We start from the raw sequence: 26921 nt of genomic DNA, 5'->3' as shown, positions 1-26921 counted from the left end.
GCCAGACGACATTTCTGCTTTAAGGTATGCCTGTTCCGTCTTGAAGTCAGACGACATCTTGGCCGCACGCGCTACGAAGGAATCCAGTTCATGAGTCCCGCAACAGATATCACCATTGCCATCGTGGGCCCGGGCGCCATCGGCACAACGATCGCCGCCGCGCTGCACGAGGTCGGCCACCCGCAGCTGTTGTGCGGACGCACGCCCCGCGACCAGCTCACGCTGCATGATGGCGATCGTCGCGTCATCGTTCCGGGCCCCGTGCAGACCGAGCCGGACCGGATCGACCGCAAGGTGGACCTGGTTTTTCTCGCGGTCAAGGCGACGCAGACCGAGACGGCGTCAGGCTGGCTTGCGGCATTGTGCCGTCCGGATACCGCCGTGTGCGTACTGCAGAATGGCGTCGAACAGTTGGAAGCGGTCGCAAAGCACGTGCCGCGTGCGCGGGTCGTCCCGGCTGTCGTGTGGTTTCCTGCGCAGGCTCAAGCCGACGGCTCGGTACGCTTGCGAGGCGAAGCTCGCCTGAGCCTGCCGGACTCGCCGGCCTCCCGCGTGGTGGCGGAGGGGCTCCGGGGTACTCGGTGCGCCGTGGAGATCACCGCGGATTTCCCGTCGGTAGCCTGGCGCAAACTGCTGCAGAACGCGGTGGCCGGCCTGATGGCCCTGACGCATCGGCGCGCCGGCATGTTCGTCCGGCCCGACATCGCCGAGCTCTCGCTGGCATATTTGCGAGAATGCCTGACCGTGGCGCGCGCCGAGGGAGCCAATCTGGGCGACGAAGTACCGCAGGAAATCCTCGCCAAGTTGCAAGCCGCTTCCGCCGACTTGAGCACGTCCATCCTGACAGACCGCGAAGCCGGCCGGCCCCTCGAATGGGACATCCGAAACGGCGTCGTCCCGCGTCGCGCCCGGGCCCACGGCATCCCGACGCCGATCAGCGACATCATCGTGCCGCTGCTGGCCGCGGCGAGCGACGGGCCGGGTTGAAGGCCGGCGTTCGTCAACGGCATGCTTGAATAAGTCGATCCGGTGATCAATGGCCTATCAGGCGTTCGCCACCGGCCATTGGAAGCGCTGCGCCACCTTGTCTAGAAAGCGGCCGGCGGCCTCGCGGTGGTATTCGGAAGAGCGCGCCACGCCCTGGCCTGCAGCCTCCATGTCCAGCATGGTGTTCAGATCACTGTTGAGCGATGCATTCAAGCCGCGCTTGGTGATCGCCAGCGCCGCCATCGGCAGTTCGACCATGGACAGCGCGATCTGCCGCGCGCGCTCGTGGATCAGCTCCTGCGGCTGGATCTCGAACACGATGCCCATCTCCTTGGCTTCCTGTGCCTGGAACTCGCGGGTGGAAAAGGCCAGCTCCTTGGCCCGCTGCAGGCCCACCATGCGCGGCAGGGTGTACATCGTGGCGCAGTCGGGAATGGCCCCCAGCCGCAGGAACGATAGGCAGAAGCGCGCGCGCGGCGACGCCAGGACCAGGTCGGCGGTCAGGGCCAGGCCCAGCCCGGCGCCATAGGCCGGGCCGTCGACTGCTGCGATCACCGGCCGGTCCAGCGTGATCAGGCCTTCTATCGTCAGGAGCAGGCTGGCCATGCGCTCCCGCGCTTGCTCGGCGGAACCACCAGACCCCATGGTGGAGATGTCTCCGCCCGAGCAGAAGGCGCCGCCGGCGCCCGCCAGGATCACGACGCGAACGCCGCGGTCGCGCCGGATCGCATCCACCAGGTGGGCCAGCTCCTCGCGCATGGTCAGGTCCAGCGCGTTTCTCTGGGCAGGGCGGTTGAGGGTGATGGTGGCGACGCCGCCTTCGACGGCATAGAGCAGGGTCTTGAACTCGCTAGAGATGACTTGCATCGTATCGTTCTCCATGTCTGCATTCCATGATGGCCGGGCCGCGCACGCGAGCCTGGCCGCAAGCTGCCGCGGGCCCGTCAGGCGATGGCGCCGCGTTCGCGCAGGGCCTGGATCTCGGTTTGCGCCAGACCCAGTTCCGCCAGCAGTTCTTCCGTGTGCTCGCCCGGCTTGGGTACGGCGCGGGCCTGCCCCGGCGTGCGCGACAGGCGCGGCGCGGGGGCGGGGTATAGCGTGCCGCCGCTTTCGACGAAGCTGCCGCGCGCCTGGTGATGCGGGTGCCGCGGCGCTTCTTCGAAGTCGAGCACGGGCGCAAAGCAGGCGTCCGTGCCTTCGAGTAGCGAGCACCATTGCTCACGGGTCTTGCCGGCGATGATGCCCGCCAGCTTGGCGCGCAGCTGCGGCCATTGCGCGCGATCCCATTGCTGCTGGAAATCCGGGTCGTCGATCCCGCAGCGTTCCAGCAGCAGGCGGTAGAACTGTGGTTCGATGGCGCCAATGGAGACGTACTTGCCGTCGGCGCAGGTGTAGCAGCCGTAGAAGTGGGCGCCGCCATCCAGCATGTTGGACTGGCGCTGGTTGATCCAGCCGCCATCTTGCAGCTTGCCGTGGTAGGCGCTGGCTAGCAGGGAGGCGCCGTCACAGATGGCCGCGTCCACCACCTGGCCCCGGCCAGTGCGTCCGGCTTCAAGCAGGCCGCAAAGAACGCCGAAGGCCAGCATCATGGCGCCACCGCCCATGTCGCCGACCAGGTGCAGCGGCGGCGCGGGCGGCAGTTCGGCATGTCCCATGGCGTGCAGGGCGCCGGTGATGGCGATGTAGTTCAGATCATGGCCGGCGGACTGCGCCAGCGGACCGTCCTGCCCCCAGCCGGTCATGCGTCCGTACACCAGCCGCGGATTGCGCGCCAGGCATTCGTCCGGCCCCAGGCCCAGCCTTTCCATGACGCCCGGCCGGAACCCTTCGAGCAGGGCGTCGGCCTTGTCCAGCAGCCGCAATACGATATCGGCCGCGCCGGGCTGCTTGAGGTCCAGCGCGATCGTGCGGCGGCCTCTGTCGATGACGGTGCCGCCGCCGCCCAGGAATCCGGGCGTGAGCCGGTCAATGCGGATCACGTCCGCGCCCATGTCCGCCAACATCATGGCGCAGAACGGGCCGGGCCCTATGCCGGCCATTTCCACCACCGTAAATCCGCTCAGAGGACCAGCCATGTCTATCGTCGCTCCATGATTGCGTATTTCAGGACTCGAAGAATTCGGCGCGCGCGTCCAGGATGATCTGGATGTACTTCTCCATGTTGGCATCCATGCGGTGGGTGGGGCCGACAATGGACAGCGCCGTCAGCTGGCCGCCCACGCGGCCCGCGATGCCGACGGCCGACACGCCTTCATTGCCCTCGTCGCGGCTGTTGAAGTAGTGCTTGGCCCGCTGCGATTCGATCTGCGCACGCAAGGTGTCGGGGTTGGTGATGGTGCTGGCCGTGACGTGCTCGAACGGCAGCGTGTCGATGAGTGCATTGCGTTCCGTCGCGTCCATCTCGCCCAGCAAGGCCTTGCCCAGCGCGGCGACCTGCAGGTCGAAGGTGGTGCCGGGCTGCACCACGTAGCGCAAGGCGCGCGGGCTCTCCTGGCTGGCGTAGATCTTCACCTTGTTGCCGTCGAGGAGGCCGCACATGGAGGACTCACCGGACTGGCGCGTCAGGATCTCCAGCGCTTCGGATGCGAAGGCCTGCAGCGGGTCGGCCGCCGAGATGCCTTGCGCCACGTCGAGCAGCCTGCCCGTCGGGTGGAAGTAGCGCGATTTCGGTGTGCGCAGCAGATAGCCGGCCTGGCGCAGCGTGTAGAGCAGGTCCGAGCAGCTGCTGTCGGCCAGATCGAGAAAGCGCGCCATTTCCGAATTCGTCAGGGGACGGCGTTCCCGCGCATAGACTTCGAAGACTTGCAGCACACGTTGCGCGGTAGGGAGAATTTGCGGCATAGGATGTCGGAGTTGAGTGGGGAGCCGGCCGGGGCTTTGGCGTAGCCGGTCATTTCAAGGCGGATATGCCCAATACGCTTTGCGCCATGAGCAAGGCCTGAATCTGGTTGGTGCCTTCGGCAATGCTCAGGTGGCGGGCGTCGCGGTAATAACGCTCGACCGGGAAAAGCGTGGTGTAGCCCGCGCCGCCATGCACTTGCATGGACAGTTCCGCCACGCGCAGCACGGCGTCGGTGGCGTGGCGCTTGGCCATCGAACATAGCATTTGGCTGTCGGCGGCGTTGCGGTCCAGCGCGTCGGCGGCGCGCCAACACAGCAGGCGCGAGGTCTCGACCAGCGTCATCATGTCGGCGATCATATGCTGCACCAGCTGGAAGCCGCCTATGGGCCGCCCGAACTGGACCCGGTCGCCGGCGTATTTTACCGCCGCCTCATAGGCGGCCTCGGCAATGCCCAGCGCTGAGAACGCCACCACGCAGCGGCCGATGTTGAGGTATTTCTTGGCCAGCGCAAAGCCCTTGCCCTCGGTGCCGATCAGGTTGGCCGCCGGAATCTCCACGTCTTCGAACAGCAGTTCGCCCAGCGGGCAACTCAGCATGCCCATCTTGTGGATGGGGCTGGACGAAAAGCCCGCCATGGCGCGCTCGAACAGCAGGCAGGAAACGCCTCGCTCGCCATTTTGCCGCTGGGTCTGCACGAACACCACGCCCAGCTCGCACACCGTGCCCAGGCTGATGTAGAGCTTGCGGCCGTTGACTCGCCAGCCGCTCGCGGTTTCAACGGCGCGGGTTTCGACGTTGGCGGCGTCCGAACCGATGTTGGGTTCGCTGAGGGCAAAGGCGGCGATCGCGTCGCCCGACAGGACCCGCGGCAAATACTTTTCCTTGAGGTAGGGCGAGCCGCCGTTGCTCAGCACCGAGGCGGCGAGATTGCTGGTGCTGACGATGCTGCGCAGCGAAGGCCAGACGCGCGCCAGCTCGGCTATCAGCATGCCGTAGGTCGTCATCGGCAAGCCATAGCCGCCGTCCTTTTCCTGCAGCATGCCGCCCAGCAGGCCGAAGTCGCGCATGGCACGGACCATGTCCTGCGGCACCACGCGGGCTTCGGCTTCGTAGCGGTTGACGATCGGCGCGACTTCGGCGGCCAGGTACCGGCGCAATGAATCGCGCAATTCGATCTGGGTGGAGTCCAATGAGAAGTCCATGCGTGTCCTAGGCGAGTATGTTCGGGAAGGAGAGTCCAGTGGCGCTCATGGCTGGCGTTGGCCCAGGGCGGGGTCGGCGCCGGGGCGCAAGCCGATCAACGCGTCCAGCGGCATCGCGCCTTGTCCTTCGGCGCCGACCCAGACCGGGTTGAGCTCCATTTCCTGCAAGGCGTCGCGGTGGCTCCAGGCGAAGTCCGATACCCGCAGGATCAGGTCCTCCAGGGCCGTGAGATCGGCAGGCGCCTGGCCGCGCACGCCGTCCAGCACTTCGGCGTAGCGGATCTCGCCGAGCAGCGCACGCGCGTCGTGTCGCGACAGCGGAATCATCCGGTGGGCCACGTCGCGGATGGTCTCGACGAAGATGCCGCCCAGGCCGAAGGTCAGCACCAGGCCGAAGGCCGCGTCGCTGTGCACGCCGACCAGCACCTCGCGGCCGCCTGGCGGCAGCATGCGCTCCACCAGGATGCCGTCGATGGTGGCGTCGGGACGATGGCGCGCGACGGACTCGTGGATAGCGGCATAGGCATCCCGCGCCGCACTGGCGCTGGCGATGCCCAGCTTGACGCCGCCCGCTTCGGTCTTGTGCGCGATCTGGGCGCTGACCACCTTCATCACTACGGGAAAGCCCAGGCGCTCGGCTTCCTGGGCCGCCTGCGCGGCGCTGGCGGCCACCACCCCTTCAGGTATGGGCAGGCCGGCTTCCCGCAGCAGGGATTTGGCGGCGGCTTCGCTAAGCATGCAACCCTTGCCGGCCGCGGCTGCCATTTGTTGGGGAGCGGCGGCGCTCTCGTGCGCGGGCAGCTTCCACGGGATGGCCTTGGACAGGGCCGCGATGGCGTCCGACAGAGACAGGAAAGGCAGCAGGCCGGCCGTCTCCAGCAACTGGAAGCCGCCGCCCAGGCGACGGCTCATCCAGACCGGCACGATCAAGGTGTCGGTTTCGGCCGCCACCGTGGCGATGGCCTGGGCCATGCCGTCGGTGATGGAACCGTAATCCATGGGGATCGGGAACAGGACCGTGCCCACCTGTGGGTCGGCGCATATCGCGCGCAGGCATGCGGCAGAGGCCTCCGGGTTGCGCAGGATGTCGGCGGTGGTGTCGACGGGATTGTCCATGCTGGCGAAATCCGGCAGCAGTTTGCACAGGGCGGCCTTGGTCTCGGGCGCGAACACTGCCATCGGGAGGCCCGCCGCGCCGGCGATGTCGGCCGCCAGCGCGGCGGTACCGCCCGAGAAGGTATAGATGCACAAGCCGTTGCCGCTCTTGGGCGTGATCCGGGTCAGCAGGCGCGAGGCCGCCAGCAATTGGTCCAGGTCGTCCACCTCTATGGCGCCGAACTGGCGGAACACGGCGCTGTTGACGGCGGCGGTGCCGGCCACCGACGCCGTGTGCGACTGCGCTGCGCGCACCCCGGCTTCCGAGCGCCCCACCTTCAGCACCACCACAGGCTTATTGCGGGCACGCGCCAGTTCCAGCGCGGCGGTCAGCCGACGGCCGTGCTTGACGCCTTCCATCAGCAGGGCGATTACGCTGATCTTCGGATCGTTCGCCATGTGGGCGATAAAGTCGGGAATTTCCAGGTCCACCTCGTTGCCGGCGGAAAACCACAGGCCCACGCCCTGGCCGAAAGACAGGCCCTGCAGCAAGTTGCGGCCCAGTCCGCCGCCCTGGGTCGCCAGGCCGATCGAGCCTGCGTTCAGATCGTCCTTGAAAGCGGGCGAGAAGGTCATGCCCAGGCGGTCGCGCACATTCACGAAGCCGGGGCAGTTCGGTCCGTAGACGTGCAGGCCGGTGGACTCGCACAACTGGGCGATCTCGCGTTCGAGCCGCTGGCCTTCCTCGCCCGCTTCCGAAAAGCCGGATGTCATGACCACGGCGAAGGGAATCCCGCGCGCCGCGCATTGCCGCAAGGCATCCAGTACCAGCGTGGCGTTGATCATGATCAGCGCTACGTCGATCTCGGCCTCGGGCAGGGCGCTGATGGAGGGCCAGCACGGCCGTCCGCCGATTTCCTGGTAGGCCGGGTTGACCGCGTACACCTCGCCGGGCACCGACGAATGCAGTACCAGGTTGTCGTACAGGCGGCGCCCCTGGCTGGATTCGCGGGCGGAGGCGCCGACCACGGCCACGTTGCGCGGATTGATGAAGCGGCTCAGATCTGCAAACGGTTTCATGCTGCACCCTCCATGGACCGCAGAATCATCGCGAAGTCTGCCTGAACCACTACCTCGCCGCGCTGGTTGATGGCTTCGCGTCGGAACACCACCTTGTCCTTGCCTGGGCGGTACTGCCCGGTTTTTTCCGCCACCGTCACCCGCACCACGATGGTGTCGCCGATGAAGGTAGGTTTGGGAAAGCGGCAATGGATGTCGATCAGAGCCAGTACATAAGGTTCCAGCTGACGGTAGCCGCTGGACTGGGTGGTCAGTCCGGACAGCACGGACAGCACCAGCAGGCCGTGGGCGATACGCTGGCCGAAGGGCGTGGCGCTGGCGTATTCGTGGTCGACGTGCAGGCGGTTGAAGTCGCCGGACAGGCAGGCGAAGTTGACGATATCGCCCTCGGTGATGGTGCGGCCGGCTGATTCGAAACGATGGCCGACTTCCAGGGGCTGCTGGACGGGAAGCGGGGGCGGGCTGGCAGGGCTTGCGCTTTGCATGGTTGATCGGATTCCGGAGTGGGGGCGCGGGGAAGGGATATCAGGAAGCGTAGCGGCCGCCGGTCACGTGCAGCAGTTCACCCGTGATGAAAGAGGACCGCTCGGAAGCCAGGAAGGCCACGGCATTGGCGATGTCCTCGACCGCGCCCAGACGCGGCACCGGCTGGCGCGCCAACGCATTGGCGCGCAGCGTGTCATAGGTTGACAGGCCGCGCACCAGCGGCGTTTCGATCAGCCCCGGGGCGATGGCGTTGGCGGTGATGTTGAATTTGCCTTGTTCCAGCGCCAGCGCGCGGGTGAATCCGATCAGCCCGGCCTTGGCGGCCGAATAGTTGGTCTGGCCGGGATTGCCCCAGTGGGCGCGCGAGGCAATGTTGATGACGCGGCCCCACTTCCTTTCCATCATCGAGGGCAGGGCAGCCTTGGTGCAGTAGTAGGCGCCCTTGAGGATGGTGTCCACCACCGAGTCCCAGTCCTCCACCGGCATCTTGAGCAGGTACTTGTCGCGTGTGAAGCCGGCGTTGTTGACCAGGATGTCGATGCCGCCGAACGCGTGCGCCGCGAGCTCGGCCATGGTCTGGACTTGATCAGGATCGCAGACGTCCAGCACGGCGCCGATGGCATCGTGGCCCGCCTGTTTCAGGCCGCCAACCGCCTGTTCCACCGATTCGGGGTTGATATCGGTAATGACGATCCGCGCGCCTTCCTGCGCCAGAGCCAGCGCCGAGGCGTAGCCGATGCCGCGGCCGGAGCCCGTGATGACGGCGACTTTACCGGTGAGTTGCAGGTCCATCTCCATTCCCCTTCTGTAGCTGATAGTGCCCGCCGCCCTGGGCCCGAAATCCGATATCTCGGGATAGGCGACGAGCAGGTTCGAATTTATTCCGAGGTTCCGAACAAATATACACACCACCGGAAATATTGACAATTAATATCGGCACGTCGTTATACTGTTCGGCATGTCGGAATAAGCTGGCCCGACGTTCCCCTATCTCTAAAAAAAACGGAAGGAGATCGACTCATGGAAATGTTGAAGGGATTGTTGGCCGCGGTACTGAGCCTGACTGCTGTCGGAGCAGCGGGCGCGGCCGACGCTTATCCGGATAAGCCGGTGCGGGTTTATGTGGGCTTCGCGCCGGGCGGCGCCACCGACTTGCTCGCCCGTCTGTATGCCAAGAAGCTGGGGGAGCGTTTCAATCAGACGTTCATCGTGGAAAACCGTCCGGGCGCCGGCGGCAACATCGCGATCCAGGCGCTGACGCAGGCGCCGGCCGATGGCTACATCATCGCGATGGCGGCCAACTATGTGGCTGCCAACGCCGCCATGAAGCGCAACCCCTACGACTGGGAGCTCGATCTGATGCCCATCGGCATGGTGGCGTCCACACCCAACATCCTGGTCGTGCCGCCCGGCTCCAGCATCCAGGGCGTCGACGACCTGATTCGCAAGGCCAAGGCCGGCGGCAACAAGCTGACCTTCGCGTCGGCCGGCATGGGCTCTTCCATTCATCTGGCCGGCGAATTGTTCAAGGTCATGGCCGGCGTCGACATGACGCACGTGCCCTACAAGGGGGTGAGCCCGGCCGAGGTGGACCTGATGTCGGGCACGGTAGACATGATGTTCGGCAGCGTCTCCACCGCGATCCCGCTGGTGCAGTCCAAGAAGCTGAAGGCGCTGGCGGTGACCGGGCGCGAACGCATGAAGGCGATGCCGGACCTGCCCACCATCGAAGAGGCCGGCCTCAAAGGCTACGACGTGGAAGCGGTGTACTTCATGGCGGCGCCCGCCAAGGTGCCGGCACCGGTCTTAAAGAAACTGGCCGACGCCGTCGCTGACATCAACACGCAACCCGATGTGCAGGAGTTCATGGACCGGATCTACGCCCGGCCCCTGACCGGCGGCCCGGAGGAGGCCCGCGCTTTCCTGAAGACCGAAGTGCGGAAGTGGCAGGGCGTGGTCGACGTGACCGGCATGAAGGTGGATTGACGCGCAGTAAGGGATCCGCCCAGCGGAGTCCAGACAGCGGGCGCCACAAGCCCGCGAGACGAAAACTATCAGGAGACAGACATGAACAAACGCAGGCGAGTCGCGCTGGCAGTCCTTGCCGGCCTGATGACTTCATTGGCCTTGCCGCAGAAGTCGCGAGCGGCGGAGGGCTACCCGAACAGACCTTTGCGGCTGATCGCGCCCAGTTCGCCGGGCGGCATCCTGGACATCACCAGCCGGATCGTGGGCAAGAAATTGTCTGAACGGCTGGGGCAGCCGGTAGTGGTCGAAAACGTGCCCGGCGCGGCCGGCATTCTGGGCATGCAGAGTTTGCTTCGGGCCGAGCCCGACGGGTACACGATGGTCATGGGCAGCAGCGGGCCGAACGCGGTCAATTACACGCTGTACAGCAAGCTGCCGTATGCGATGTCCGACTTTGCGCCGGTGGCGCGCATCATCACCATGCCGAATGCGCTGGTCGTCAACGCCAACGCGCCCGTCAAGACGCTGGCGGAGTTCCGTGACTATGCCCGCGGCAAACAGGGCAACCTGTCCATGGCGGTGTCGATGATCGGGACCTCCGGACACCTGGGCGGCGAACTGCTGAAGAATCGCCTGGAGTTCACGGCCGTCACCGTGCCGTACAAGGGGGCGGCGCCGGCCACCAACGACCTGGTCGCTGGCCAGGTCGACTTTACGGTCGAGAACGTGATCACCGTGGCGCCGTTGGTCAAGGCCGGCAGGCTGCGGGCGCTGGCCGTCACCACCCGTGAACGCAGCCAGATATTGCCCGACGTGCCGACGCTGGCCGAGCAAGGCTATCCCGATGTGGATGTCGGTGCCTGGCTGGGCGTGCTGGTCGCAGCGCGCACGCCGCCGGCCGTGGTGGCGCGCCTGAATACGGAGCTCAATGCAGTCCTGGCCGATGAAGACGTGAAGAAGCAATTGGCGCAGCAGGGCGGCATTCCTCTGGGCGGCACGGCAGCCGAGTTCGACGGTTTCATCCGGTCGGAAAAGGACCGCTGGGAAAAAATCATCAAAGCCGCCGGCATCAAGGCGGAATGACCTGTACGCCGGCGGCGGAAAGGTCGCCGCCGGCATGCTTAGGGAGGCATGATCCATGGCAATCGATTATCAACGCCTGCGCAACTGGAAGTTCGAAGACCGCGTCGACCGCTACACCGCGCGCGACTGCATGATCTATGCGCTGGGTCTGGGCTACGGCACTGATCCGGCCAATGAAGACGAGCTGCGCTACGTGCACGAAGAGGGGACGGCCGTGGTGCCGACCTTCCTGGCCACCCTCGGCGCGCCCAACGGTTGGGCAGCCGACCCGGCCACCGGCATCGACTGGGTGAAGATCCTGCACGGCGAGCACCGCATGACGTTTCACGCCCCGCTGGCCGCGGCCGGGGCGGTGCGCAGCCAGACCCGCGTCACGCGGGTGGTGGACAAAGGCGCCAGCAAGGGCGCGCTGGTGGTGACGGTGCGCGACATTTCCGACGCCGATAGCGGGGCACCGCTGGCCACGGTGGAGCACGTGTCGTTCTGCCGCGCCGATGGCGGCTTTGGCCAGGGCGACGAGCCGCCGGAGGCGTTGCCGGCCACGCCACAGCGCGAACCCGATCAGGTCGTGTTGCTGTCCACGCTGCCGCAGCAAGCCTTGTTGTACCGCCTGAATGGCGACCTCAATCCGGTGCACGTGCTGCCGCACATGGCGCGCGCCGCCGGTTACGAGCGGCCCATCCTGCACGGGCTGTGCACCTATGGAATGGCTGCGCGCGCCTTGCTGCAGGCCTGCGCAGCTGCGTCGCCCCAACGGCTGGGTGCGATCGCCGCGCGCTTTTCCTCACCGTTCTTCCCGGGCGAGACGCTGCGCGTGGAAATCTGGCGCGATGGCGACCGCCTGCAATTTCGCGCGCTGGCCGACGAGCGCGGGAGAGTGGTGCTAAGCAACGGCGTTGCCCGCCTGGCCAATTGAGCAAACCAGAGGTGAACCATGTCTGCACTTGAAGCCCATGCCCGGGAGATGCCCGATCGCATCGCCTACCGCATGATTCCGTCCGGTATCACGGTGACCTGGCGCGAGCTGGAGCTGCGCAGCCGCAAATGCGCCGCGGCCTTGCTGGATGCCGGCCTGCAGGCCGGCGACGGGATTGCAGTATTCCTGGAGAACCATCCGCGGTTCTTCGAACTGCTGTGGGCCGCGCATCGCGTCGGCCTGTACTACACGACCATCAGCAGGCATCTCAAGCGCGAGGAAGCGCGCTACATCATCGAGAACTGCGACGCGCGCGTGCTGTTCTATTCCGGCTGCACGCAGACCGAAACCGATGAGGACAGCCTGGATGCGCGCGGCGTGCTGCGCGTCTGCATGGACGACGCGGACGCCGGTGCGATCCAGTACGAGGCCTGGGTCGGCCGCTACGCCGACGACGTGGCGCTGCCGGAAACCCCGGAAGGCACGGACTTCCTCTATTCGTCGGGCACCACCGGCCTGCCCAAGGGAATCAAGCGTCCGCTATCGGTCGCCAACCGCTACTTCCGTGTCGGCGACTCGCCCAGCAGCGCCTGGAAGGCGTTCGATCGCGACACGGTCTATCTGTCCACGGCGCCGTTCTATCACGCGGCCCCGGTGCGCTGGAACATGGCGGCGCTGCGCGCCGGCGGCAGCTGCGTCATGATGGAAAAATTCGATGCGGCCGCGGCGCTGGAGGCCATCGCCGCCTACGGTGTCACGCATTCGCAATGGGTGCCGACCATGTTCATCCGTCTGCTGCGCCTGCCAGAGACAGAGCGCACGCGCCACGACCTGTCCACGCTGCGCTACGCGGTGCATGCGGCCGCACCGTGCCCGGCCGACGTCAAGGAAGCCATGATCGCGTGGTGGGGACCGATCCTGTACGAGTACTACAGCGGCACGGAACTGGTCGGGCGTACGTCGCTGGGTTCCGAGGAATGGCTGGCGCATCGCGGCTCGGTGGGCAGACCGGAGTTCGGCCAGGCGCACATCATGAGCGAGGACGGGCTGACCGAACTGCCGGCGGGCCAGGCCGGGGTCATCTACTTTTCGGGGGGCGGTTCGTTCGAATACCACAAGGATCCGGACAAGACGCGCGGCGCCTACAACGCGCGCGGCTGGGCCACCTATGGCGATATCGGCTACCTGGACCAGGACGGCTATCTGTACCTGACCGATCGCCTGTCCAACATGATCGTGTCGGGCGGAGTCAACATCTATCCCCAGGAAGCGGAGAACCTGCTTTGCACGCACCCCGCCGTGGCCGATGTGGCGGTGGTCGGCGTGCCGAACGACGAATTCGGCGAGGAGGTCAAGGCGGTCGTGCAATTGCGTGATCCCGGCGCGGCCAGCGCTGACCTGGCGCAGCAGCTGATCGCGTATTGCCGCGAGCGCATCTCGCCCATCAAGTGCCCCAAGAGCGTGGATTTTTCCACCGACATGCCGCGCACCGAGACGGGCAAGCTGCTCAAGCGCCTGGTCAAGCAGCGCTACTGGCCCTAGGAGGCCCTTCATGACAGATCAGGAGGCAGCATGAACCAGCAACGCAAGCTCTTCTCGGCGGAGCACGAATTGTTCCGCGACACGGTGGCGCGCTTCATTGCAAACGAGATCACGCCCCATCACCATCAATGGGAACAAGACGGCCTGGTGCCGCGCGACCTGTGGCGCAAGGCCGGCGCGGCGGGCATCCTGCTGCCCAGCACGCCTGAAGAATACGGCGGCGGCGGCGGGGATTTCCTGCACACCATCATCGTCGTGGAGGAGATCGCCCGCGCGCTGGCTACGGGCGTGACGGGTTTCACCACGCATTCAGACATCGTGGCGCCGTATTTATTGAATTTCGGCACCGAAAGCCAGAAGCGGCGCGATCTGCCCGGCATGGCCCAGGGCAACATCGTGGCGTCTCTCGCGATGACCGAGCCAGGCGCGGGCAGCGACGTCAAGGCGATTCGCACCGCGGCGGCCCGGGCTCAGGGCGGCTACGTCATAAACGGCCAGAAGACCTTTATCACCAACGGCTTCCATGCTGATCGCGTGCTGGTGGTGGCCAAGACGGATCCCGGCGCCGGCTCGCGCGGCATCAGCCTGTTCTGGGTCGCTGCCTCGACGCCCGGATTCACGCGCGGGCGGCTGCTGGACAAGGTCGGGCAGAAGGCGCAGGACACGGCCGAACTGTTCTTCCAGGACATGTTCGTGCCGGACGAGGACATGCTGGGAGAACCGGGGCAGGGCTTCGGCTACCTGATGAAGGAGCTTGTGCGCGAACGGCTGATGATCGCGGTGCGCTGCGCGATGGCGCTGGAGAGCGCGCTGCAGTGGACCGTCGACTACACCAAGGAACGCCGTGCCTTCGACAAGGCCTTGATCGACAACCAACACATCCGCTTCAAGCTGGCCGACATCAAGACCCTGGCCGCCGCCACCCGAGCCTTCGTCGACGGCTGCGTGCAGCAATACCTGGATGGCGAACTCGACGCCGGGGGCGCCGCCATGGCCAAGCTGTGGGCGTCCGAAGCCACCCGCGCCATCGACGATCTGCTGCAGTTCCACGGCGGCTACGGCTACATGCGCGAGTATCCCATCGCCCGCGCCTATACCGACGTGCGGCCCAATCGGATCTACGGCGGCGCCTCTGAAGTGATGCGCGAGCTGATCGCCCGGACGCTTTGAACCCTATTTTTGGACTTCGACAGGAGCAGATTCCTACATGACCAAGCATCTTTCGAAATCGGTCGCCATCGTTGGCGCCGCCGAATCCGACCTCGGGAAAGTACCCGGGATGACCTCGCTGGACCTGCAGGCGCAGGCGGCGGCCCGCGCCCTGCGCGATGCGGGATTGACTCTCCAGGACGTCGACGGCGTGTTCGCGCACGTTGACGACAAGTTCGCCGGACTGCATCTGGCCGAATATTTGGGCATACGCCCGCGCTACGTGGATTCAACCAGCGTGGGCGGCATGTCCAGCGTCATGCACGTCCGCCACGCCATGGCCGCGATCGAGGCCGGTATGTGCGAGGTGGCGCTGGTGGCCTACGGCAGCACCCAGCTGTCGGACGGCACGCGCAAGGTGGGCGGTACGCCGGAGGACATGCGCATGCCGCGTGGGCAGTTCATCACGCCCTATGGGCAGCTGAGTCCCATCGGCTATTACGCGATGGTGGCGCAGCTGCACATGCAGCGCTACGGCACCACCCACAAGGACCTGGCCGAAGTGGCGGTGGCGGCGCGAAAATGGGCGCAGCTCAATCCCAAGGCCTACCGGCGCGAGGAAACCTCGATCGAGGAAGTCATGGCTTCCAAGATGATTGCCGATCCTTTGCGCCAGCGCGACTGCTGCCTGGTGACCGACGCCGGCGGCGCCGTCATCGTCACGTCCGCCGCGCGCGCTCGTACGCTCAAACGCCCACCGGTCTACGTGATGGGCATTGCCGAATCCTTCTCGCATCATTACACGCCCTTCAATACCGCGGACTGGCTGGACACCAATGTGGCGCAGACGGCGGACGCCGCGCTGGAGATGGCCGGCGTCACGCGGGCGGACATCGACGTGGTGCAGATCTACGACCACTTCACCATCGGCGTGATCCAGTCGCTGGAGGAGCTGGGCTTCTGCAAGCGCGGCGAGGGCGGGGCCTTCGTGGCGGATGGACGCCTGGCTCCCGGGGGGGACTTCCCCATCAATACCTCGGGCGGCGGTCTGTCCTACAACCATCCCGGCCAGTTCGGCATGCTGCTGCTGCTCGAGGCCGTGCACCAGTTGCGCAAGGAATGCGGCGAGCGCCAGCTGCCCAAGGCCGAACTGGCTCTGGTCCATGCGCCCGGGCTGGTTTTTTCCTGCAACACCACCCTGATTCTCGGAGTCTGACCATGGACCACGTTCAACGCCCGCTGCCGCAACCGACCCGGATCACCCAGCCCTACTGGGATGCCGCGAAGGAAGGCCGCCTGGTCATCCAGCAATGCGGCTGCTGCAAGGCGCGCCAGTTCTATCCGCGCGAGTTCTGCACGGCCTGCCTGTCGGACAGCATCGAGTGGATCGAATCCGCAGGCCTGGGAACCGTCTACACCTACACCATCAACCGGCGCCCGAGCAATGCGGCCTTGAGTGAAAAAGTGCCGTACGTCGTCGCCATGATCGACCTGGATGAGGGCGTGCGCATGATGGCCAACATCATCGACAGTCCGCCCGAGGCGGTCCGGATAGGAAGCCGTGTGTACGTGTGCTTCGAGCAGGCCTCCCCCGAGATTGCCTTGCCGCAGTTCCGGTTGGAATAACTCAAGTCACGGCGGCGGCGCGAGCCGCCTGCGGCTTCGCGAGCGACCGCGGCGTCCATACTCAAAACTGTGTATGTACCCGCTACAACGCTGTCACTAAGCTGGTTTGATGTTCCCTATACAAGGGGATCTGCCAGGTCCTACGCAATCCAGCGTCTCCTGGTTCGGGGCTCGAACGCCACATTCTCGCGGCGTCTTTTGTTGCGTCCATGATCTGGAGAAGCTCAATGGATATCAAACATGCGTCCTCCTCCGCCAGCCTTTCTCCCTTCGAACTAAAAGACGAACTCATCACCCTGGCCGGCAGCGTCACCAACCGGCTGATGCTCAATGCAGGGAGAGGAAATCCCAATTTTGTGGCTACGGTCCCCCGCCATGGATTCTGGCAGTTGGGCCTGTTTGCCATGACTGAATCCGAGCGATCATTCTCCTATCTGGCTGAAGGGGTGGGGGGCTTTCCCAGACGCGAGGGGATCGAAGAGCGCTTCGATCTGTTCACTCGCAGCCATCATGAGGTTCCCGGCATAAAGTTTCTTTCCGGGGCGGTGTCGTTCGTCCGGGACCAACTGGGCCTTGATGGAGGCGAATTCATCTACGAGATGTGTCAGGGCATTCTTGCTTGCAGCTATCCCGTGCCGGACCGCATGCTACGGCTTAGCGAAAAGATCGTGAAACAGTACATCCGCAGGGAGATGATTGGGGGCCACCCGTTTGCCGGGGACTTCGACCTTTATGCCGTGGAAGGCGGAACTGCGGCCATGACCTATCTCTTCAATTCGATGAAGATCAATCATCTGCTTCAGGCAGGCGATGTCATCGCGCTGGGCAAGCCCATCTTTACGCCCTATATCGAAATTCCCGAGTTGGCCGAGTTTGGCTTGGCGGAATTGTCGATCGACGCCGATCCAGCCAATGGCTGGCAGTATTCAAAAGCTGAGCTCGACAAGCTGCGTGATCCCAAGGTCAAGGCGTTCTTTTTGGTGAATCCCAGCAATCCACCGTCCGTGAAGGTCAGTGACGAAAGCCTCCGGTATCTCGCCGATATCGTCAAGGATCGTCCTGACCTCATCATCCTGACCGACGACGTCTACGGGACATTCGCCGACAACTTTGTCTCTCTTTTCGCACTATGCCCGCGCAATACGCTGCTGGTCTATTCCTACTCCAAATATTTTGGCGCTACGGGCTGGCGCTTGGGCGTAATTGCTGCGCATAAATCTAATCTCTTCGATGAAAAGATCGCGCAACTCGGGCAGGCGGAAAAAGACGGATTGAATGCGCGCTATGCATCGATCACGACCGCTCCCGAGAAGCTGCTGTTCATCGACCGGATCGTCGCCGACAGCCGCACCGTGGCCCTCAATCACACTGCTGGCCTATCGACGCCCCAACAAGTGCAGATGGTGCTGTTTTCGCTGTTTTCGCTTATGGATACCGCGGACCATTACAAGGCAGCCATGAAGCGGCTGATTCGAGGGCGCAAGGCCGCGCTGTATCGCGGCATGGGAGCTGCACCCGACGCGGTAGACGAGAACGTCGTCGACTACTACACGCTGCTCGACGTGGAGCAGATGAGCCGCGAGGTCGGTCCGGAATTCGTCAAATGGTTGCTGGCCAATATCAAGCCCCACGAACTGTTGTTCCGGCTGGCCGAAGAAGCAGGCGTGGTGCTGCTGCCGGGCAAAGGGTTCGGGACGGTGCATCCTTCTGGCCGCGTGTCGCTGGCGAATTTGAACGAACAGGATTACGTGAAAATCGGCCAGTGCGTGCGCAACCTGCGCGATGAGTATCTGGAGCGATATCGCGCGCTGGGCAGCAAGGGCGGCAAGGGCAGCAAGGGCGGCAAGGACAACGGCAAGGCTCCTGATGCCACCACGACCACCAAGGCAATCTAGAAGCCACTTAGCGCGCGCGCACGCCGTCCGCTCGCCAATGCATGGTCTCTATCAAGGAGCCGGCCATGACCTGGTTCGTTTCTACACTTAAAGCCTATCCCGAGATTGCCATCTTCCTGGCCTTGGGCATCGGGTATTGGGTTGGCGGCAAGAGCTTCAAGGGCTTCAGCCTGGGCGCCGTCACCGCCACCTTGCTGGTCGCCATCGGCATCGGCGTTCTGGGGGTCAAGATATCGCCGAATGTGAAGTCGGTGTTCTTTCTGATGTTCCTGTTTGCGGTGGGATACGGCGTCGGGCCGCAGTTCGTGCGCGGCATCGCCAAGGATGGTTTGCCGCAGGCGCTTTTCGCTGTCGTCATGGCGTTGCTGTCCCTGGGTTCAGCGGTGGTTGCCGCGATGCTTGCCGGATACGATATCGGATCCGCTGCGGGCCTGTTTGCCGGATCCCAGACGATTTCGGCCTCGATGGGCCTGGCTACCGATGCCATCAATCGGCTGGGCCGCACGCCCGAGGAAACCCAGGCGCTTTTGGACGCCATGCCCATCGCCTATGCCGTGACGTATATCTTCGGCACGGTCGGCTCCGCCATCATTTTGGCGCAGATCGGTCCGAAGCTGCTGGGCATCGATCTGGTCGGAGCCTGCAAGGAGTATGAAGCGATGCTGGGCGCGGGCCGAGGCGGGGAGGGCGCGACCGAATGGCACGATTTCGAGGTTCGAGCCTATTCGATCGCGGCGCAGAGCCCCTTCATCGGCAGGGCCATCGGAGACATCGAGGCCGGCACCCAGGACGGCGTCCGCGCCTTTGTGGAAAGGGTGCGCCGCGGCGGGACCATCATGGAAGTGGACCGGACCACCCTTATCGAAGCCGGCGACATCGTCGCCATCGGCGGTAAGCGGGATCAACTGATCGCCCGGCTGGGGCCAAGTGGTCGCGAAGTTGAAGATGCCGAACTGCTCAATATGCAGACTGAAGGCGTCGACATTTACGTGTCGAACAAGAAGGTGGATGGCAAGACGCTGGAGGAACTCTCGCGCTGGCCGGGCGCTCGCGGCGTGTTTCTTAAGCACATTCGGCGCGGACCGACCGAAACGTCCATACCCGTCCTTCCAAAATCCAAACTGTATCGCGGCGACGTCATCACGGTGGTCGGCCGTACGCAGGATATCAACGCCACGGCCAAGGAAGTGGGGTACGTGGATCGGCCCACCAACGTCACCGACGTTGCGTTCGTTTCGCTTGCCATTACGATCGGCGCATTGGTCGGCGCATTCGTCATCAACATCAGTGGGATTCCGGTGACGCTGTCCACTGCGGGCGGAGCGCTCATCGCCGGCATCGTGTTCGGATGGTTTCGCGGCATTCGCCCGACCTTTGGCCGGATTCCGGAACCCACGCTGTGGTTCATGAACTCCGTCGGGCTGAACGTATTCATTGCCGTGGTGGGGATCTCTGCCGGGCCAGGATTCGTCGTCGGCTTGCAGAAGCTGGGCATCAGTCTGTTCCTTTGGGGCATCTTCGCCACTTCCGTTCCGCTCATCGTCGGCATGCTGCTCGCCAAGTTTGTCTTCCGATTTCATCCTGCGCTGATCCTCGGCATTTGTGCCGGATCCCGCACCACGACGGCTGCGCTCGGCATGGTGTGCGAAGTGGCCAAGAGCCAGGTGCCAGGGCTGGGCTACACGGTCACCTACGCCGTGGGCAACACCTTGCTCACGATCTGGGGGATGGTCGTCATCATGCTGCTGGCTTAAGGCCGCTTTCGGCGACGTGAAGCCGCTTGATGTCCCAGTCATTGCCATCCTATCCATTACGTGCAAGGCGCGCATCGCCTACACCAACAGGGGAACACCATGAGTCGTGATATGAACGGCAGCCATCTGGACCACCTGTTTTCGAACTCGGCCGCGCGGCTGGATCGATGGCGAGATCTGAACGCGCAGGCGAAGCGGTGGGCAGCGCAGGCCAGGGCGGGAAAAAGCCAGGGAGGAGCCGTGCCCGTGCAGGAAGCCTTGGCCGGTCTTCGCGCCATGGAGGCCTACTTCGCTTATCCAGGCGTCCAGCTGCTGCGGGCGCTTGATGACCGGCTTGCGGACGGCGATGCGTTGGGCACGGCCCGCCTCGTGCTTCGCATGAGCAACGCTTTGCTGTCGGGCAGTTATCGCTATGACGCTAGCGAGTGGGACGAGGCCGACGAGACATCAGCGGAGGCGCCCGACCGTTTGCCGCCAGGATTGGGCGCGGCCACGCGACGGCCGTACTTTGAAACCCTGTTCGTCTCTTCCATGGCTGCCACACGCGCGGCTTCGATTTGCCAGGAGATCCGTCAATTGCGGCGGCCGGATGACCCCGTTGTCTATGAACCCGTGCTGGTGGGAAGCTTCGAGGACGCGGTGCTGGCCACGATACTGAACGGCAAGATTGAGGCCGTCGTCATCTATGACGGCATCCCGTTTGAATCCAGGCACGATACGCATTTGTTGCGGGAATTCTTGGAGGCGTACCAGCACATGGGCACTTTCACGGGTGCTCCGTCTGCCGAGTCCGGCGTCACGCTGGCGCGCTTCATCGCCAACATACGGCCGGAGCTCGATATCTACCTGCTGACGGACCGACAGGTCGAGCAACTTGCCGGGGATCCCGCAGCGTCGGTCATTCGCCGCGTGTTTTACGAGGCCGAGGAACCGATGGAGGTACACCTCAATATTCTCGAAGGGGTCAGGGACCGCCAGACGACACCCCATTTCGACAATCTCAAGCACTACGCCGCGCGGCCGATCAGCACCTTTCATGCGCTGCCGATTGCTCGCGGTAAGTCCATCATCAAGTCAAACTGGATCCGCGACTTCGGCGAGTTTTACGGCCTGAATCTGTTCCTGGCGGAAACATCCGCCACGACCGGTGGCCTGGACAGCATGCTGGAGCCCACCGGCAACATCAAGGTCGCACAGGAAAAGTTCGCACGCGCGGTGGGTGCGGACCACGTTTTTTTTGTGACCAACGGAACGTCCACGTCTAACAAGATGGTCTACCAGGCCGTGACCAAACCGGGCGACATTGTCATCGTTGACCGCAACTGCCACAAGTCTCATCACTATGGGATGGTGCTTTCCGGGGCGCAGCCACTGTATGTAGAGGCCTTTCCCATGACGGAATACTCGATGTATGGCGCCGTGCCGCTGCGCACGATCAAGCAGGCGCTGTTGGACCTGAAGGCAGAGGGTAGGCTGGACAAGGTCGCCATGGTTACGCTGACCAACTGCACATTCGATGGCCACATCTACAACACTCGTCAGGTGATGGCGGAATGCCTGGCTATCAAACCCGACTTGATATTCCTGTGGGACGAGGCGTGGTTCGGATTCGCGCGCTGGTCACCGTTCTTGCGGCCACGCACGGCGATGGGTGCGGCTGCCGCGCTGGCGCAGTGGCGCGACGACCCCGCGGCCCAGCAAGCCTGGGACGCTCAGACCCAGGAGCTTGGCGCGCAATGGGACCCCAGGGATCCGCGCCTGCTTGAGCGGCAACTGGTGCCCAATCCCCAGGCCATGCGCATACGAGTCTATGAGACGGACTCTGTTCATAAGTCCATGTCGAGTCTGCGTCAGGGATCGATTGTGGCCGTGCGCGACGAAGATTACGATCATCACGTTTCCGCCTTCCACGAAGCAGTATTCATTCATGCGTCGACATCGCCTAATGCACAGATCATCGCCTCCCTGGATATCGCTCGTCGGCAAATGGAGCTGGAGGGTTACGAACTGGTGATGCGTGCCGTTGAAGTCGCGTTGGCTATCCGGCGTGAAGTTGCTCGGCATCCGCTTATCTCGCGTTATTTCAGCGTTCTGGGCGCGGACAAGATGATTCCCCAAGAATTTCGCCAATCGGGATTCACGGACTATCTCGCATCCGGCATGAATTGGCTGACCGCGGTGAAGGCGTTGAAGGACGATGAGTTCTGCCTGGATCCGACTCGGCTGACGCTGGTGTGCGGCACGGCAGGCTTTGACGGTACCGCTTTCAAGAATCTGCTGGCGTCCAAATACAACATCCAGCTGAACAAGACTTCTCGCAATAGCGTTCTGTTGCAAAGCAATATCAACAATACCCGCAGCGATGTCGCGGCGCTCATCAAGGTGCTGGTCGAAATCTCTGAAGGTATAGAGGCGAGGCTCCGTGCCGAAGGTGAGGCGGGTAGGGCGGCGTTCATGGCAAAGGTGGCCAGCTTGATGGAGGACGTACCGAACTTGCCCAATTTCAGTTGCTTTCATGACGGCTATCGCGACAACCCGGCCAGCGCTACGACCGAAGGCAACATGCGGACCGCATTCTTCGCGGCCTATAACGAGGACGAATGCGAATATTTGCCGCTTACCAGTTCAGCGTTGGATGATCGGTTGGCTAACGGTCCGGCGTTGGTATCCGCAAACTTCGTCATCCCGTATCCACCCGGGTTCCCGATCATGGTTCCTGGCCAGATCATCGACGCAGACACCATTGAATTCATGCGCAAACTCGATGTGAAAGAAATTCACGGCTACAACGCCGCGCGCGGCATCAAGCTGATTCAGCCTTCAGCTATCGGTGGAGCAGACAGCTAAATGGGTACGCAAACCTAAATTGTCCCTATTTGGACATCGCCGTCCATATATCGCAATGCGCATTGAAATCCAGTGCATCCGCATCCTGCGCAGCACCGGACAGGCCTTCCGGCCCGTCCGGCAACCTCGGGGGCAACCCTGCCAATGGCGCAGGCCGCGTAATACCCTACGCCGAAGGGCGGCGCGAAGAGCCCGATGCCCATGGACAGGATGACGACCATCGCGTAGTGCACTGCATGGATTCCCATCTGGTGTGTGAAGGTGCCCGCCCCGCCGGGCAACCCTCCCATGAGGGTGGCCCCCACCAGCGCGGCGTAGACGATGCCGATGGTCGAGACCTCCGTGGCGGTAGCGATGCCCTCGACCACGGCGGCGCGAATGCCGGTGCGCCCCTGGTGCACTGCCATGCCGCCTTCTGCCGCGATGACGGCGCGCCGCTGGGCGGCCACTTCATCCCGCAAACGATCCCCCACAGACAGAGGCCAACGCGATCGGCAGCACTCCGCGTGCAAGCCCCGCATCGCCTTGCTGCAGCCTTGATCGGCCGCAGCCCCAACGGCAGGACCGCGCAATGCGACGACACGCCCCTATTTCATGTACTTGAACTCGGGTAGCGCCTTCAGCGTGTCCTTGGTTGCCTCGGGCAGCACTAACTGATCGTCGGTGATTTGCATTTTTGCCAGGGGCACAGTGACGAGATGATTGCCCACGCCGAGTATGCCTCCGACCGAAAGGACGGCGTACGGCACCCAATCCGGAGGTCCCAGGATCAGGTCGTCGACGGTGCCGATCTTTTCCTTCTTGCTGTTGTAGACGGTGGAACCGCTCATCTTCGACGCGCGGTATCCCGCGTCCACCTTCGCAACGTCGACGCGAACTTCGGTTACCGACTGCGGCGAGCCCTGCGCCGAAGCGGCCGGCACGCTTGAGAAGACGCCCAGCAGGACGGCCAAGCCGACCATTGCAGTTTTTTCGCTCATCGCTGATCTCCTTTGGAATTTCGCCTTTGGCACTTTATGTTGCGCGCGGCAGTCGCCCTCCGTGTTGCGTTAGGACGATGGCGGCAGAGTTGACCAGACCGGGGGCCCCGGGCGGGCCGTAGTGCTTTTTCTTGTCAGCAAGTCTTATGCCCAAGCAGTAGGGCGACGCGCCAGCAGGGCGATTGCTCGCCCTCTTGGACGCCGAGGGGCAAGCACACCCTCAGTTCACCAGCACCGGCTTGTCCCGATACCGGTCCGGGAAGGTCTTGGCCAGGTTCTCCACTTTGGGGATGTCGTTCACCATGATGTACATGCTGTACGGGTGCCGCACCAGATAATCCTGGTGGTAGCCCTCGGCCGGATAGAAGCCCTGCAGCGGTTCCACCGTGGTCGCCAGCGCCTTTGCGTACACGCCCGTCTGGTTCAGCTGCGCGATGTAGGCCTCGGCCACCTTGCGTTGGCCGTCGTTGGCCGGGAAGACGGTTGAGCGGTATTGCGTGCCGCTGTCCGGGCCCTGGCGGTTCAGCTGGGTAGGATCATGCGCTACCGAGAAATAGATCTGCAGCAGCTGTCCATAGCTGACCTGCTTGGGGTCATAGGTGATTTCCACGGCCTCGGCGTGGCCGGTGCGGCCGCTGCTGACGGTATCGTAGTTGGCGGTGTTTTCCTTGCCGCCGGCATAGCCGGACACCGCGCTGGTCACGCCCTTGACGTGCTGGAACACGGCTTGCACGCCCCAGAAGCAGCCGCCGGCGATGACGGCCTTTTCTTGCGGGGCGGCGTCATTCGCCTGATCGACGGCGGGCGGCGGAATGATGAAGGCGGATTCGGCCGCCTGGGACGCACCAGCCCCCAGCAGGCCAGAAGCGGCGGCCAGGGTGGCGCAGAGCTTGCGAAACGGAATGTTCATGGTGTGGGGTCCTGATAGGGCGGTGTGGTTAAGCCTGCGGGGCGAAGGTCATGGCCACGCCGTTCATGCAGTAGCGCAGGCCGGTCGGGCGGGGGCCGTCGTCGAAGACGTGCCCCAGGTGGCCGCCGCAGTTGGCGCAATAGACGGCAGTGCGGACCATGCCGAAGCTGCTGTCCCGGGTTTCGCCGACGGCGGCCGCCAGCGGTTGCCAGAAGCTGGGCCAGCCGGTGCCGCTGTCGAATTTGGTGCTTGAGGAAAACAGTTTCTGTTCGCAGCCCGCGCAAGAGAACGTGCCGGTGCGGTGTTCATCGTTCAGGGGGCTGGTGTAGGGTCTTTCGGTGCCCTCCCGACGCAGCACGTCGAACTGCGCGGGCGTCAGGCGGGCGCGCCATTGGGCGTCGGTCAAGGCGTAGGGGAACGAGGCTGCGGGCGGCGCGCTGCGTGCGGCCAGCAACGGGGCCAGGCCGGCGGCCAGGGCCGCGACGCCGCCCAGGTTCAGGAAATTTCTGCGATTCAAAGTCATGGCATGGCTCCGGCTAGGGGAATAGGGAGGGGCGGGGTCCGCTCGCCAGCGGGCGGCGCGAGGCCGGCCGCCAGTCTGACTTCAGCGTTTACTTCTTCATGCTGTCGTTGGACATGCCGCTTTTGGACATACCGTCCTTCGACATACCGTCCTTCGACATACCGTCCTTCGACATGGAATCCTTCTTCATCCCGTCGTGCGACATGCCGTCCTTGGCCATGCCGCCTTTGGACATCCCGTCCTTGGCCATGCCGTCTTTCGCCATCCCATCCTTTGCCATGCCGCCCTTGGACATGCCGTCTTTCGACATGCTGTCCTTGGGCATCGAATCCTTGGCCATATTGTCTTTGCCCATGCTGTCGGCGGCATGGGCGGCCACGGCGCCAAAGGCCAGGCACAGGGAGAAAGCGGCGGTGGTGAGTGTCTTCATGATGTATTCCTTTGAGAAAGAGAGGTCAAACAGGATTTCCACCTAGCTGCCGCCGAACCAGTTGTAGCCCTGGTCCTCCCAGTAACCGCCTGGGTAGGTGTTGGTGACGAAAATCGCCCGAATGTGCTTGGGGTTCTTGTAGCCAAGCTTGGTGGGCATGCGCAGCTTCATGGGATAGCCGTATTCGGGGGGCAAGGTCTTGCCGTCGTAGGTCAACGCCAGGATGGTCTGCGGGTGCAGCGCCGTCGGCATGTCGATGCTGGTGTAGTAGTCGTCCGAGCATTTGAAACCCACGTATTTCGCGGTCAGGTCGGCGCCCACGCGCTTCAAGAACGTCGAGAACGGCACGCCTCCCCACTTGCCGATGGCGCTCCAGCCTTCCACGCAGATGTGCCGGGTGACCTGGTCGATCTGGGCCATGGCGCGCAGTTCCTCCAACCGCCATTGGCGCTTGTCGGCCACCATGCCGGTGACTTCCAGCCGGAACGACGCTTCCTCGACTTGGCGGACTTCGTCGATGCCGTAGTAGGCGTTGAACGGGAACGGCCGAGTGATCATCGATTCGGGGTAGGTCGGCGCCAGCTTGTTGGGGTCGAAGATCCAGCCTTGCACGCGGTCGTTGAAGCGGGACACGGTGGCCAGCGCCTTCTCCACGTTCTCGTCGTCGGACAGCGAGCAGCCCGACAGCATCGCCAGCCCGCCTAGCGTCAGGCTGTTGCGCAGGAACGTGCGGCGCGAAGGCTGCTCGACCCGTTTGGCCAGCAGGTTCCTGGCTTCTTTCAGGATGGCCGGGCCGTCCAGGCCCAACAGCGACAAGCGTCTTTTCTGGCTCACGAAGGGCTCCTTATTTGCCGCGGATCATGGCGACGAGGCTGCGCGGAACCAGCGCCACCATCACCAGATGGACTGCCACGAACGCCACCAGCAGCGCCATGGCGAAGAAATGGATGCGGCGCGCAAATTCATAGCCGCCCAGCAGGTCGCGCAGCCCATCGAACTGCACCGACTTCCACAGCACCAGCCCGGACAGCACCAGCACCACGATGTCGGCCATGACGAACAGGTACGCCAGTTTCTGCACCTGGTTGTAGTGGCGCAGGTCGTCGTGGGCGAGCTTGCCGCGCAACGCGGCGCCCAGGTCCGCGGCCACGCCGCGGGGGCTGACGGGGAAGAACTTGCGCCAGAGGCGGCCGGTGGCCACGTTCAGCGCCAGATACAGCAGGCCGTTGGCGAACAGCAGCCACATGCCGGCGAAGTGCCATTGCAGGGCGCCGCCCAGCCAGCCGCCCAGCGTGATGCCGTTGGGGAAGGTGAAGTCGAAGAACGGGGCGGCGTTATAGACGCGCCAGCCGCTCATCACCATGATCACGACGGCCAGCGCATTGATCCAATGCATCGTCCGCAACCAGCCGGGATGGATGGCGCCAGCCGGGCGCGGGGCGGCCGGTGTATCGTGACTTGCGGGGCTTGCCAACATGGCGGGTCTCCGGGGCGTTCTGTCGTTGAAGCCATTCTTCCCCGGGCCCGATATCGGAGTCCTCACGCAAACTTAAAATATTTGTGATAACTCCCCGCCGGTGGATTGGCGACAATGGCGGTACTGAA

At 64.0% G+C, this 26921-nt stretch carries 24 protein-coding genes and 1 pseudogene; 11 read left to right on the top strand and 14 right to left on the bottom strand.

What is annotated here, in order from left to right; translation table 11 throughout:
* The first annotated feature begins 90 nt into the window (after positions 1-90).
* The gene (locus CEY09_RS08175; protein ID WP_088588258.1) at positions 91-987 is read left to right on the top strand and encodes an oxidoreductase; all 897 of its coding nucleotides are present in this window, start codon (positions 91-93) and stop codon (positions 985-987) included.
* Positions 988-1044: 57 nt separating this feature from the next.
* Here CEY09_RS08175 and CEY09_RS08170 read toward each other — a convergent pair whose 3' ends face one another.
* The 7 genes from CEY09_RS08170 to fabG form a co-directional block, all read right to left on the bottom strand.
* A complete protein-coding gene (locus CEY09_RS08170; RefSeq protein ID WP_088588257.1) occupies positions 1045-1869 on the bottom strand; it encodes an enoyl-CoA hydratase/isomerase family protein in 825 nt (274 codons plus the stop codon).
* Positions 1870-1931: 62 nt separating this feature from the next.
* Positions 1932-3062: a CaiB/BaiF CoA transferase family protein gene (locus CEY09_RS08165; RefSeq protein ID WP_088588256.1), complete on the bottom strand. Its 1131-nt coding sequence runs from the start codon at positions 3060-3062 to the stop codon at positions 1932-1934.
* Between the two features lie 28 nt (positions 3063-3090).
* On the bottom strand, positions 3091-3828 hold the full coding sequence (locus tag CEY09_RS08160) for an IclR family transcriptional regulator (protein WP_088588255.1): 738 nt from the start codon (positions 3826-3828) through the stop codon (positions 3091-3093).
* Between the two features lie 49 nt (positions 3829-3877).
* Entirely contained in the window at positions 3878-5032 is a 1155-nt protein-coding gene (locus CEY09_RS08155) for an acyl-CoA dehydrogenase family protein (protein ID WP_088588254.1), read from the bottom strand.
* A 45-nt stretch (positions 5033-5077) separates the two neighbouring features.
* Positions 5078-7207, bottom strand: a complete 2130-nt coding sequence (locus CEY09_RS08150; RefSeq protein ID WP_088588253.1) for an acetate--CoA ligase family protein — start codon at positions 7205-7207, stop codon at positions 5078-5080.
* Entirely contained in the window at positions 7204-7692 is a 489-nt protein-coding gene (locus tag CEY09_RS08145; protein WP_088588252.1) for a MaoC/PaaZ C-terminal domain-containing protein, read from the bottom strand. Before CEY09_RS08145 ends, CEY09_RS08150 begins: the two co-directional genes overlap by 4 nt.
* Before the next feature lie 40 nt (positions 7693-7732).
* Positions 7733-8485, bottom strand: a complete 753-nt coding sequence (gene fabG / locus CEY09_RS08140; RefSeq protein ID WP_035212577.1) for a 3-oxoacyl-ACP reductase FabG — start codon at positions 8483-8485, stop codon at positions 7733-7735.
* Between the two features lie 228 nt (positions 8486-8713).
* Here fabG and CEY09_RS08135 point away from each other — a divergent pair, with 228 nt between their 5' ends.
* The 10 genes from CEY09_RS08135 to CEY09_RS08090 all read left to right on the top strand — a co-directional run bounded on the left by CEY09_RS08135 (position 8714) and on the right by CEY09_RS08090 (position 22473).
* Complete coding sequence (locus CEY09_RS08135) at positions 8714-9679, top strand: tripartite tricarboxylate transporter substrate binding protein (protein WP_088588251.1); 966 nt, start codon at positions 8714-8716, stop codon at positions 9677-9679.
* 81 nt (positions 9680-9760) lie between these two features.
* Positions 9761-10744: a Bug family tripartite tricarboxylate transporter substrate binding protein gene (locus tag CEY09_RS08130; protein ID WP_088588250.1), complete on the top strand. Its 984-nt coding sequence runs from the start codon at positions 9761-9763 to the stop codon at positions 10742-10744.
* A gap of 55 nt (positions 10745-10799) precedes the next feature.
* A complete protein-coding gene (locus CEY09_RS08125) occupies positions 10800-11660 on the top strand; it encodes a MaoC/PaaZ C-terminal domain-containing protein (protein WP_088588249.1) in 861 nt (286 codons plus the stop codon).
* Between the two features lie 18 nt (positions 11661-11678).
* Positions 11679-13202 carry an AMP-binding protein gene (locus tag CEY09_RS08120; RefSeq protein ID WP_088588248.1) on the top strand — a complete coding sequence of 508 codons (1524 nt, stop codon included), beginning with the start codon at positions 11679-11681 and terminating at the stop codon, positions 13200-13202.
* A gap of 30 nt (positions 13203-13232) precedes the next feature.
* Entirely contained in the window at positions 13233-14372 is a 1140-nt protein-coding gene (locus CEY09_RS08115) for an acyl-CoA dehydrogenase family protein (RefSeq protein ID WP_088588247.1), read from the top strand.
* A gap of 37 nt (positions 14373-14409) precedes the next feature.
* A complete protein-coding gene (locus CEY09_RS08110; protein WP_006223307.1) occupies positions 14410-15567 on the top strand; it encodes an acetyl-CoA acetyltransferase in 1158 nt (385 codons plus the stop codon).
* Positions 15568-15569: 2 nt separating this feature from the next.
* Positions 15570-15977: a Zn-ribbon domain-containing OB-fold protein gene (locus tag CEY09_RS08105; RefSeq protein ID WP_088588246.1), complete on the top strand. Its 408-nt coding sequence runs from the start codon at positions 15570-15572 to the stop codon at positions 15975-15977.
* 227 nt (positions 15978-16204) lie between these two features.
* The gene (locus CEY09_RS08100) at positions 16205-17872 is read left to right on the top strand and encodes a bifunctional aspartate transaminase/aspartate 4-decarboxylase (RefSeq protein ID WP_088588245.1); all 1668 of its coding nucleotides are present in this window, start codon (positions 16205-16207) and stop codon (positions 17870-17872) included.
* Between the two features lie 65 nt (positions 17873-17937).
* Positions 17938-19626, top strand: a complete 1689-nt coding sequence (gene aspT, locus CEY09_RS08095; RefSeq protein ID WP_088588244.1) for an aspartate-alanine antiporter — start codon at positions 17938-17940, stop codon at positions 19624-19626.
* A gap of 99 nt (positions 19627-19725) precedes the next feature.
* On the top strand, positions 19726-22473 hold the full coding sequence (locus CEY09_RS08090) for an aminotransferase class I/II-fold pyridoxal phosphate-dependent enzyme (protein ID WP_234818252.1): 2748 nt from the start codon (positions 19726-19728) through the stop codon (positions 22471-22473).
* A gap of 14 nt (positions 22474-22487) precedes the next feature.
* Here CEY09_RS08090 and CEY09_RS08085 read toward each other — a convergent pair.
* The 7 genes and pseudogenes from CEY09_RS08085 to CEY09_RS08055 all read right to left on the bottom strand — a co-directional run.
* Positions 22488-22853 (bottom strand): annotated as a pseudogene (locus CEY09_RS08085) (TRAP transporter large permease subunit); the annotation flags it as partial.
* A 207-nt stretch (positions 22854-23060) separates the two neighbouring features.
* Positions 23061-23453, bottom strand: a complete 393-nt coding sequence (locus CEY09_RS08080) for a PRC-barrel domain-containing protein (protein ID WP_006223293.1) — start codon at positions 23451-23453, stop codon at positions 23061-23063.
* 220 nt (positions 23454-23673) lie between these two features.
* Positions 23674-24363 carry a peptide-methionine (S)-S-oxide reductase MsrA gene (gene msrA / locus CEY09_RS08075; RefSeq protein WP_088588242.1) on the bottom strand — a complete coding sequence of 230 codons (690 nt, stop codon included), beginning with the start codon at positions 24361-24363 and terminating at the stop codon, positions 23674-23676.
* Positions 24364-24391: 28 nt separating this feature from the next.
* A complete protein-coding gene (gene msrB, locus CEY09_RS08070; protein WP_088588241.1) occupies positions 24392-24886 on the bottom strand; it encodes a peptide-methionine (R)-S-oxide reductase MsrB in 495 nt (164 codons plus the stop codon).
* 88 nt (positions 24887-24974) lie between these two features.
* Positions 24975-25316: a pentapeptide MXKDX repeat protein gene (locus CEY09_RS08065; RefSeq protein WP_088588240.1), complete on the bottom strand. Its 342-nt coding sequence runs from the start codon at positions 25314-25316 to the stop codon at positions 24975-24977.
* Positions 25317-25358: 42 nt separating this feature from the next.
* Positions 25359-26150, bottom strand: coding sequence for a molybdopterin-dependent oxidoreductase (locus CEY09_RS08060; protein ID WP_088588239.1), 792 nt, complete (start codon positions 26148-26150; stop codon positions 25359-25361).
* Positions 26151-26160: 10 nt separating this feature from the next.
* Positions 26161-26793, bottom strand: a complete 633-nt coding sequence (locus tag CEY09_RS08055) for a cytochrome b/b6 domain-containing protein (RefSeq protein WP_006223286.1) — start codon at positions 26791-26793, stop codon at positions 26161-26163.
* Between the last annotated feature and the right edge of the window lie 128 nt (positions 26794-26921).

Source organism: Achromobacter marplatensis (genome assembly GCF_002209535.1).
GTDB classification, from domain to species: Bacteria; Pseudomonadota; Gammaproteobacteria; order Burkholderiales; family Burkholderiaceae_B; genus Achromobacter; species Achromobacter marplatensis.
The sequence above is the reverse complement of the archived record's forward strand: the minus strand, read 5'-3'. Positions and strand labels throughout refer to the sequence as shown.

What these genes read in the sequence shown, in the direction of transcription:
- CEY09_RS08125 (WP_088588249.1), top strand. Translation starts at nt 10,800, where the DNA reads ATGGCAATCGATTATCAACGCCTGCGCAACTGGAAGTTCGAAGACCGC.
- CEY09_RS08130 (WP_088588250.1), top strand. Translation starts at nt 9,761, where the DNA reads ATGAACAAACGCAGGCGAGTCGCGCTGGCAGTCCTTGCCGGCCTGATG.
- CEY09_RS08145 (WP_088588252.1), bottom strand. Translation starts at nt 7,692, where the DNA reads ATGCAAAGCGCAAGCCCTGCCAGCCCGCCCCCGCTTCCCGTCCAGCAG.
- CEY09_RS08100 (WP_088588245.1), top strand. Translation starts at nt 16,205, where the DNA reads ATGGATATCAAACATGCGTCCTCCTCCGCCAGCCTTTCTCCCTTCGAA.
- CEY09_RS08110 (WP_006223307.1), top strand. Translation starts at nt 14,410, where the DNA reads ATGACCAAGCATCTTTCGAAATCGGTCGCCATCGTTGGCGCCGCCGAA.
- fabG (WP_035212577.1), bottom strand. Translation starts at nt 8,485, where the DNA reads ATGGACCTGCAACTCACCGGTAAAGTCGCCGTCATCACGGGCTCCGGC.
- CEY09_RS08155 (WP_088588254.1), bottom strand. Translation starts at nt 5,032, where the DNA reads ATGGACTTCTCATTGGACTCCACCCAGATCGAATTGCGCGATTCATTG.
- CEY09_RS08165 (WP_088588256.1), bottom strand. Translation starts at nt 3,062, where the DNA reads ATGGCTGGTCCTCTGAGCGGATTTACGGTGGTGGAAATGGCCGGCATA.
- aspT (WP_088588244.1), top strand. Translation starts at nt 17,938, where the DNA reads ATGACCTGGTTCGTTTCTACACTTAAAGCCTATCCCGAGATTGCCATC.
- CEY09_RS08150 (WP_088588253.1), bottom strand. Translation starts at nt 7,207, where the DNA reads ATGAAACCGTTTGCAGATCTGAGCCGCTTCATCAATCCGCGCAACGTG.
- CEY09_RS08080 (WP_006223293.1), bottom strand. Translation starts at nt 23,453, where the DNA reads ATGAGCGAAAAAACTGCAATGGTCGGCTTGGCCGTCCTGCTGGGCGTC.
- msrB (WP_088588241.1), bottom strand. Translation starts at nt 24,886, where the DNA reads ATGACTTTGAATCGCAGAAATTTCCTGAACCTGGGCGGCGTCGCGGCC.
- CEY09_RS08105 (WP_088588246.1), top strand. Translation starts at nt 15,570, where the DNA reads ATGGACCACGTTCAACGCCCGCTGCCGCAACCGACCCGGATCACCCAG.
- CEY09_RS08055 (WP_006223286.1), bottom strand. Translation starts at nt 26,793, where the DNA reads ATGTTGGCAAGCCCCGCAAGTCACGATACACCGGCCGCCCCGCGCCCG.
- CEY09_RS08065 (WP_088588240.1), bottom strand. Translation starts at nt 25,316, where the DNA reads ATGAAGACACTCACCACCGCCGCTTTCTCCCTGTGCCTGGCCTTTGGC.
- CEY09_RS08115 (WP_088588247.1), top strand. Translation starts at nt 13,233, where the DNA reads ATGAACCAGCAACGCAAGCTCTTCTCGGCGGAGCACGAATTGTTCCGC.
- CEY09_RS08160 (WP_088588255.1), bottom strand. Translation starts at nt 3,828, where the DNA reads ATGCCGCAAATTCTCCCTACCGCGCAACGTGTGCTGCAAGTCTTCGAA.
- CEY09_RS08120 (WP_088588248.1), top strand. Translation starts at nt 11,679, where the DNA reads ATGTCTGCACTTGAAGCCCATGCCCGGGAGATGCCCGATCGCATCGCC.
- CEY09_RS08175 (WP_088588258.1), top strand. Translation starts at nt 91, where the DNA reads ATGAGTCCCGCAACAGATATCACCATTGCCATCGTGGGCCCGGGCGCC.
- CEY09_RS08135 (WP_088588251.1), top strand. Translation starts at nt 8,714, where the DNA reads ATGGAAATGTTGAAGGGATTGTTGGCCGCGGTACTGAGCCTGACTGCT.
- CEY09_RS08090 (WP_234818252.1), top strand. Translation starts at nt 19,726, where the DNA reads ATGAGTCGTGATATGAACGGCAGCCATCTGGACCACCTGTTTTCGAAC.
- msrA (WP_088588242.1), bottom strand. Translation starts at nt 24,363, where the DNA reads ATGAACATTCCGTTTCGCAAGCTCTGCGCCACCCTGGCCGCCGCTTCT.
- CEY09_RS08170 (WP_088588257.1), bottom strand. Translation starts at nt 1,869, where the DNA reads ATGGAGAACGATACGATGCAAGTCATCTCTAGCGAGTTCAAGACCCTG.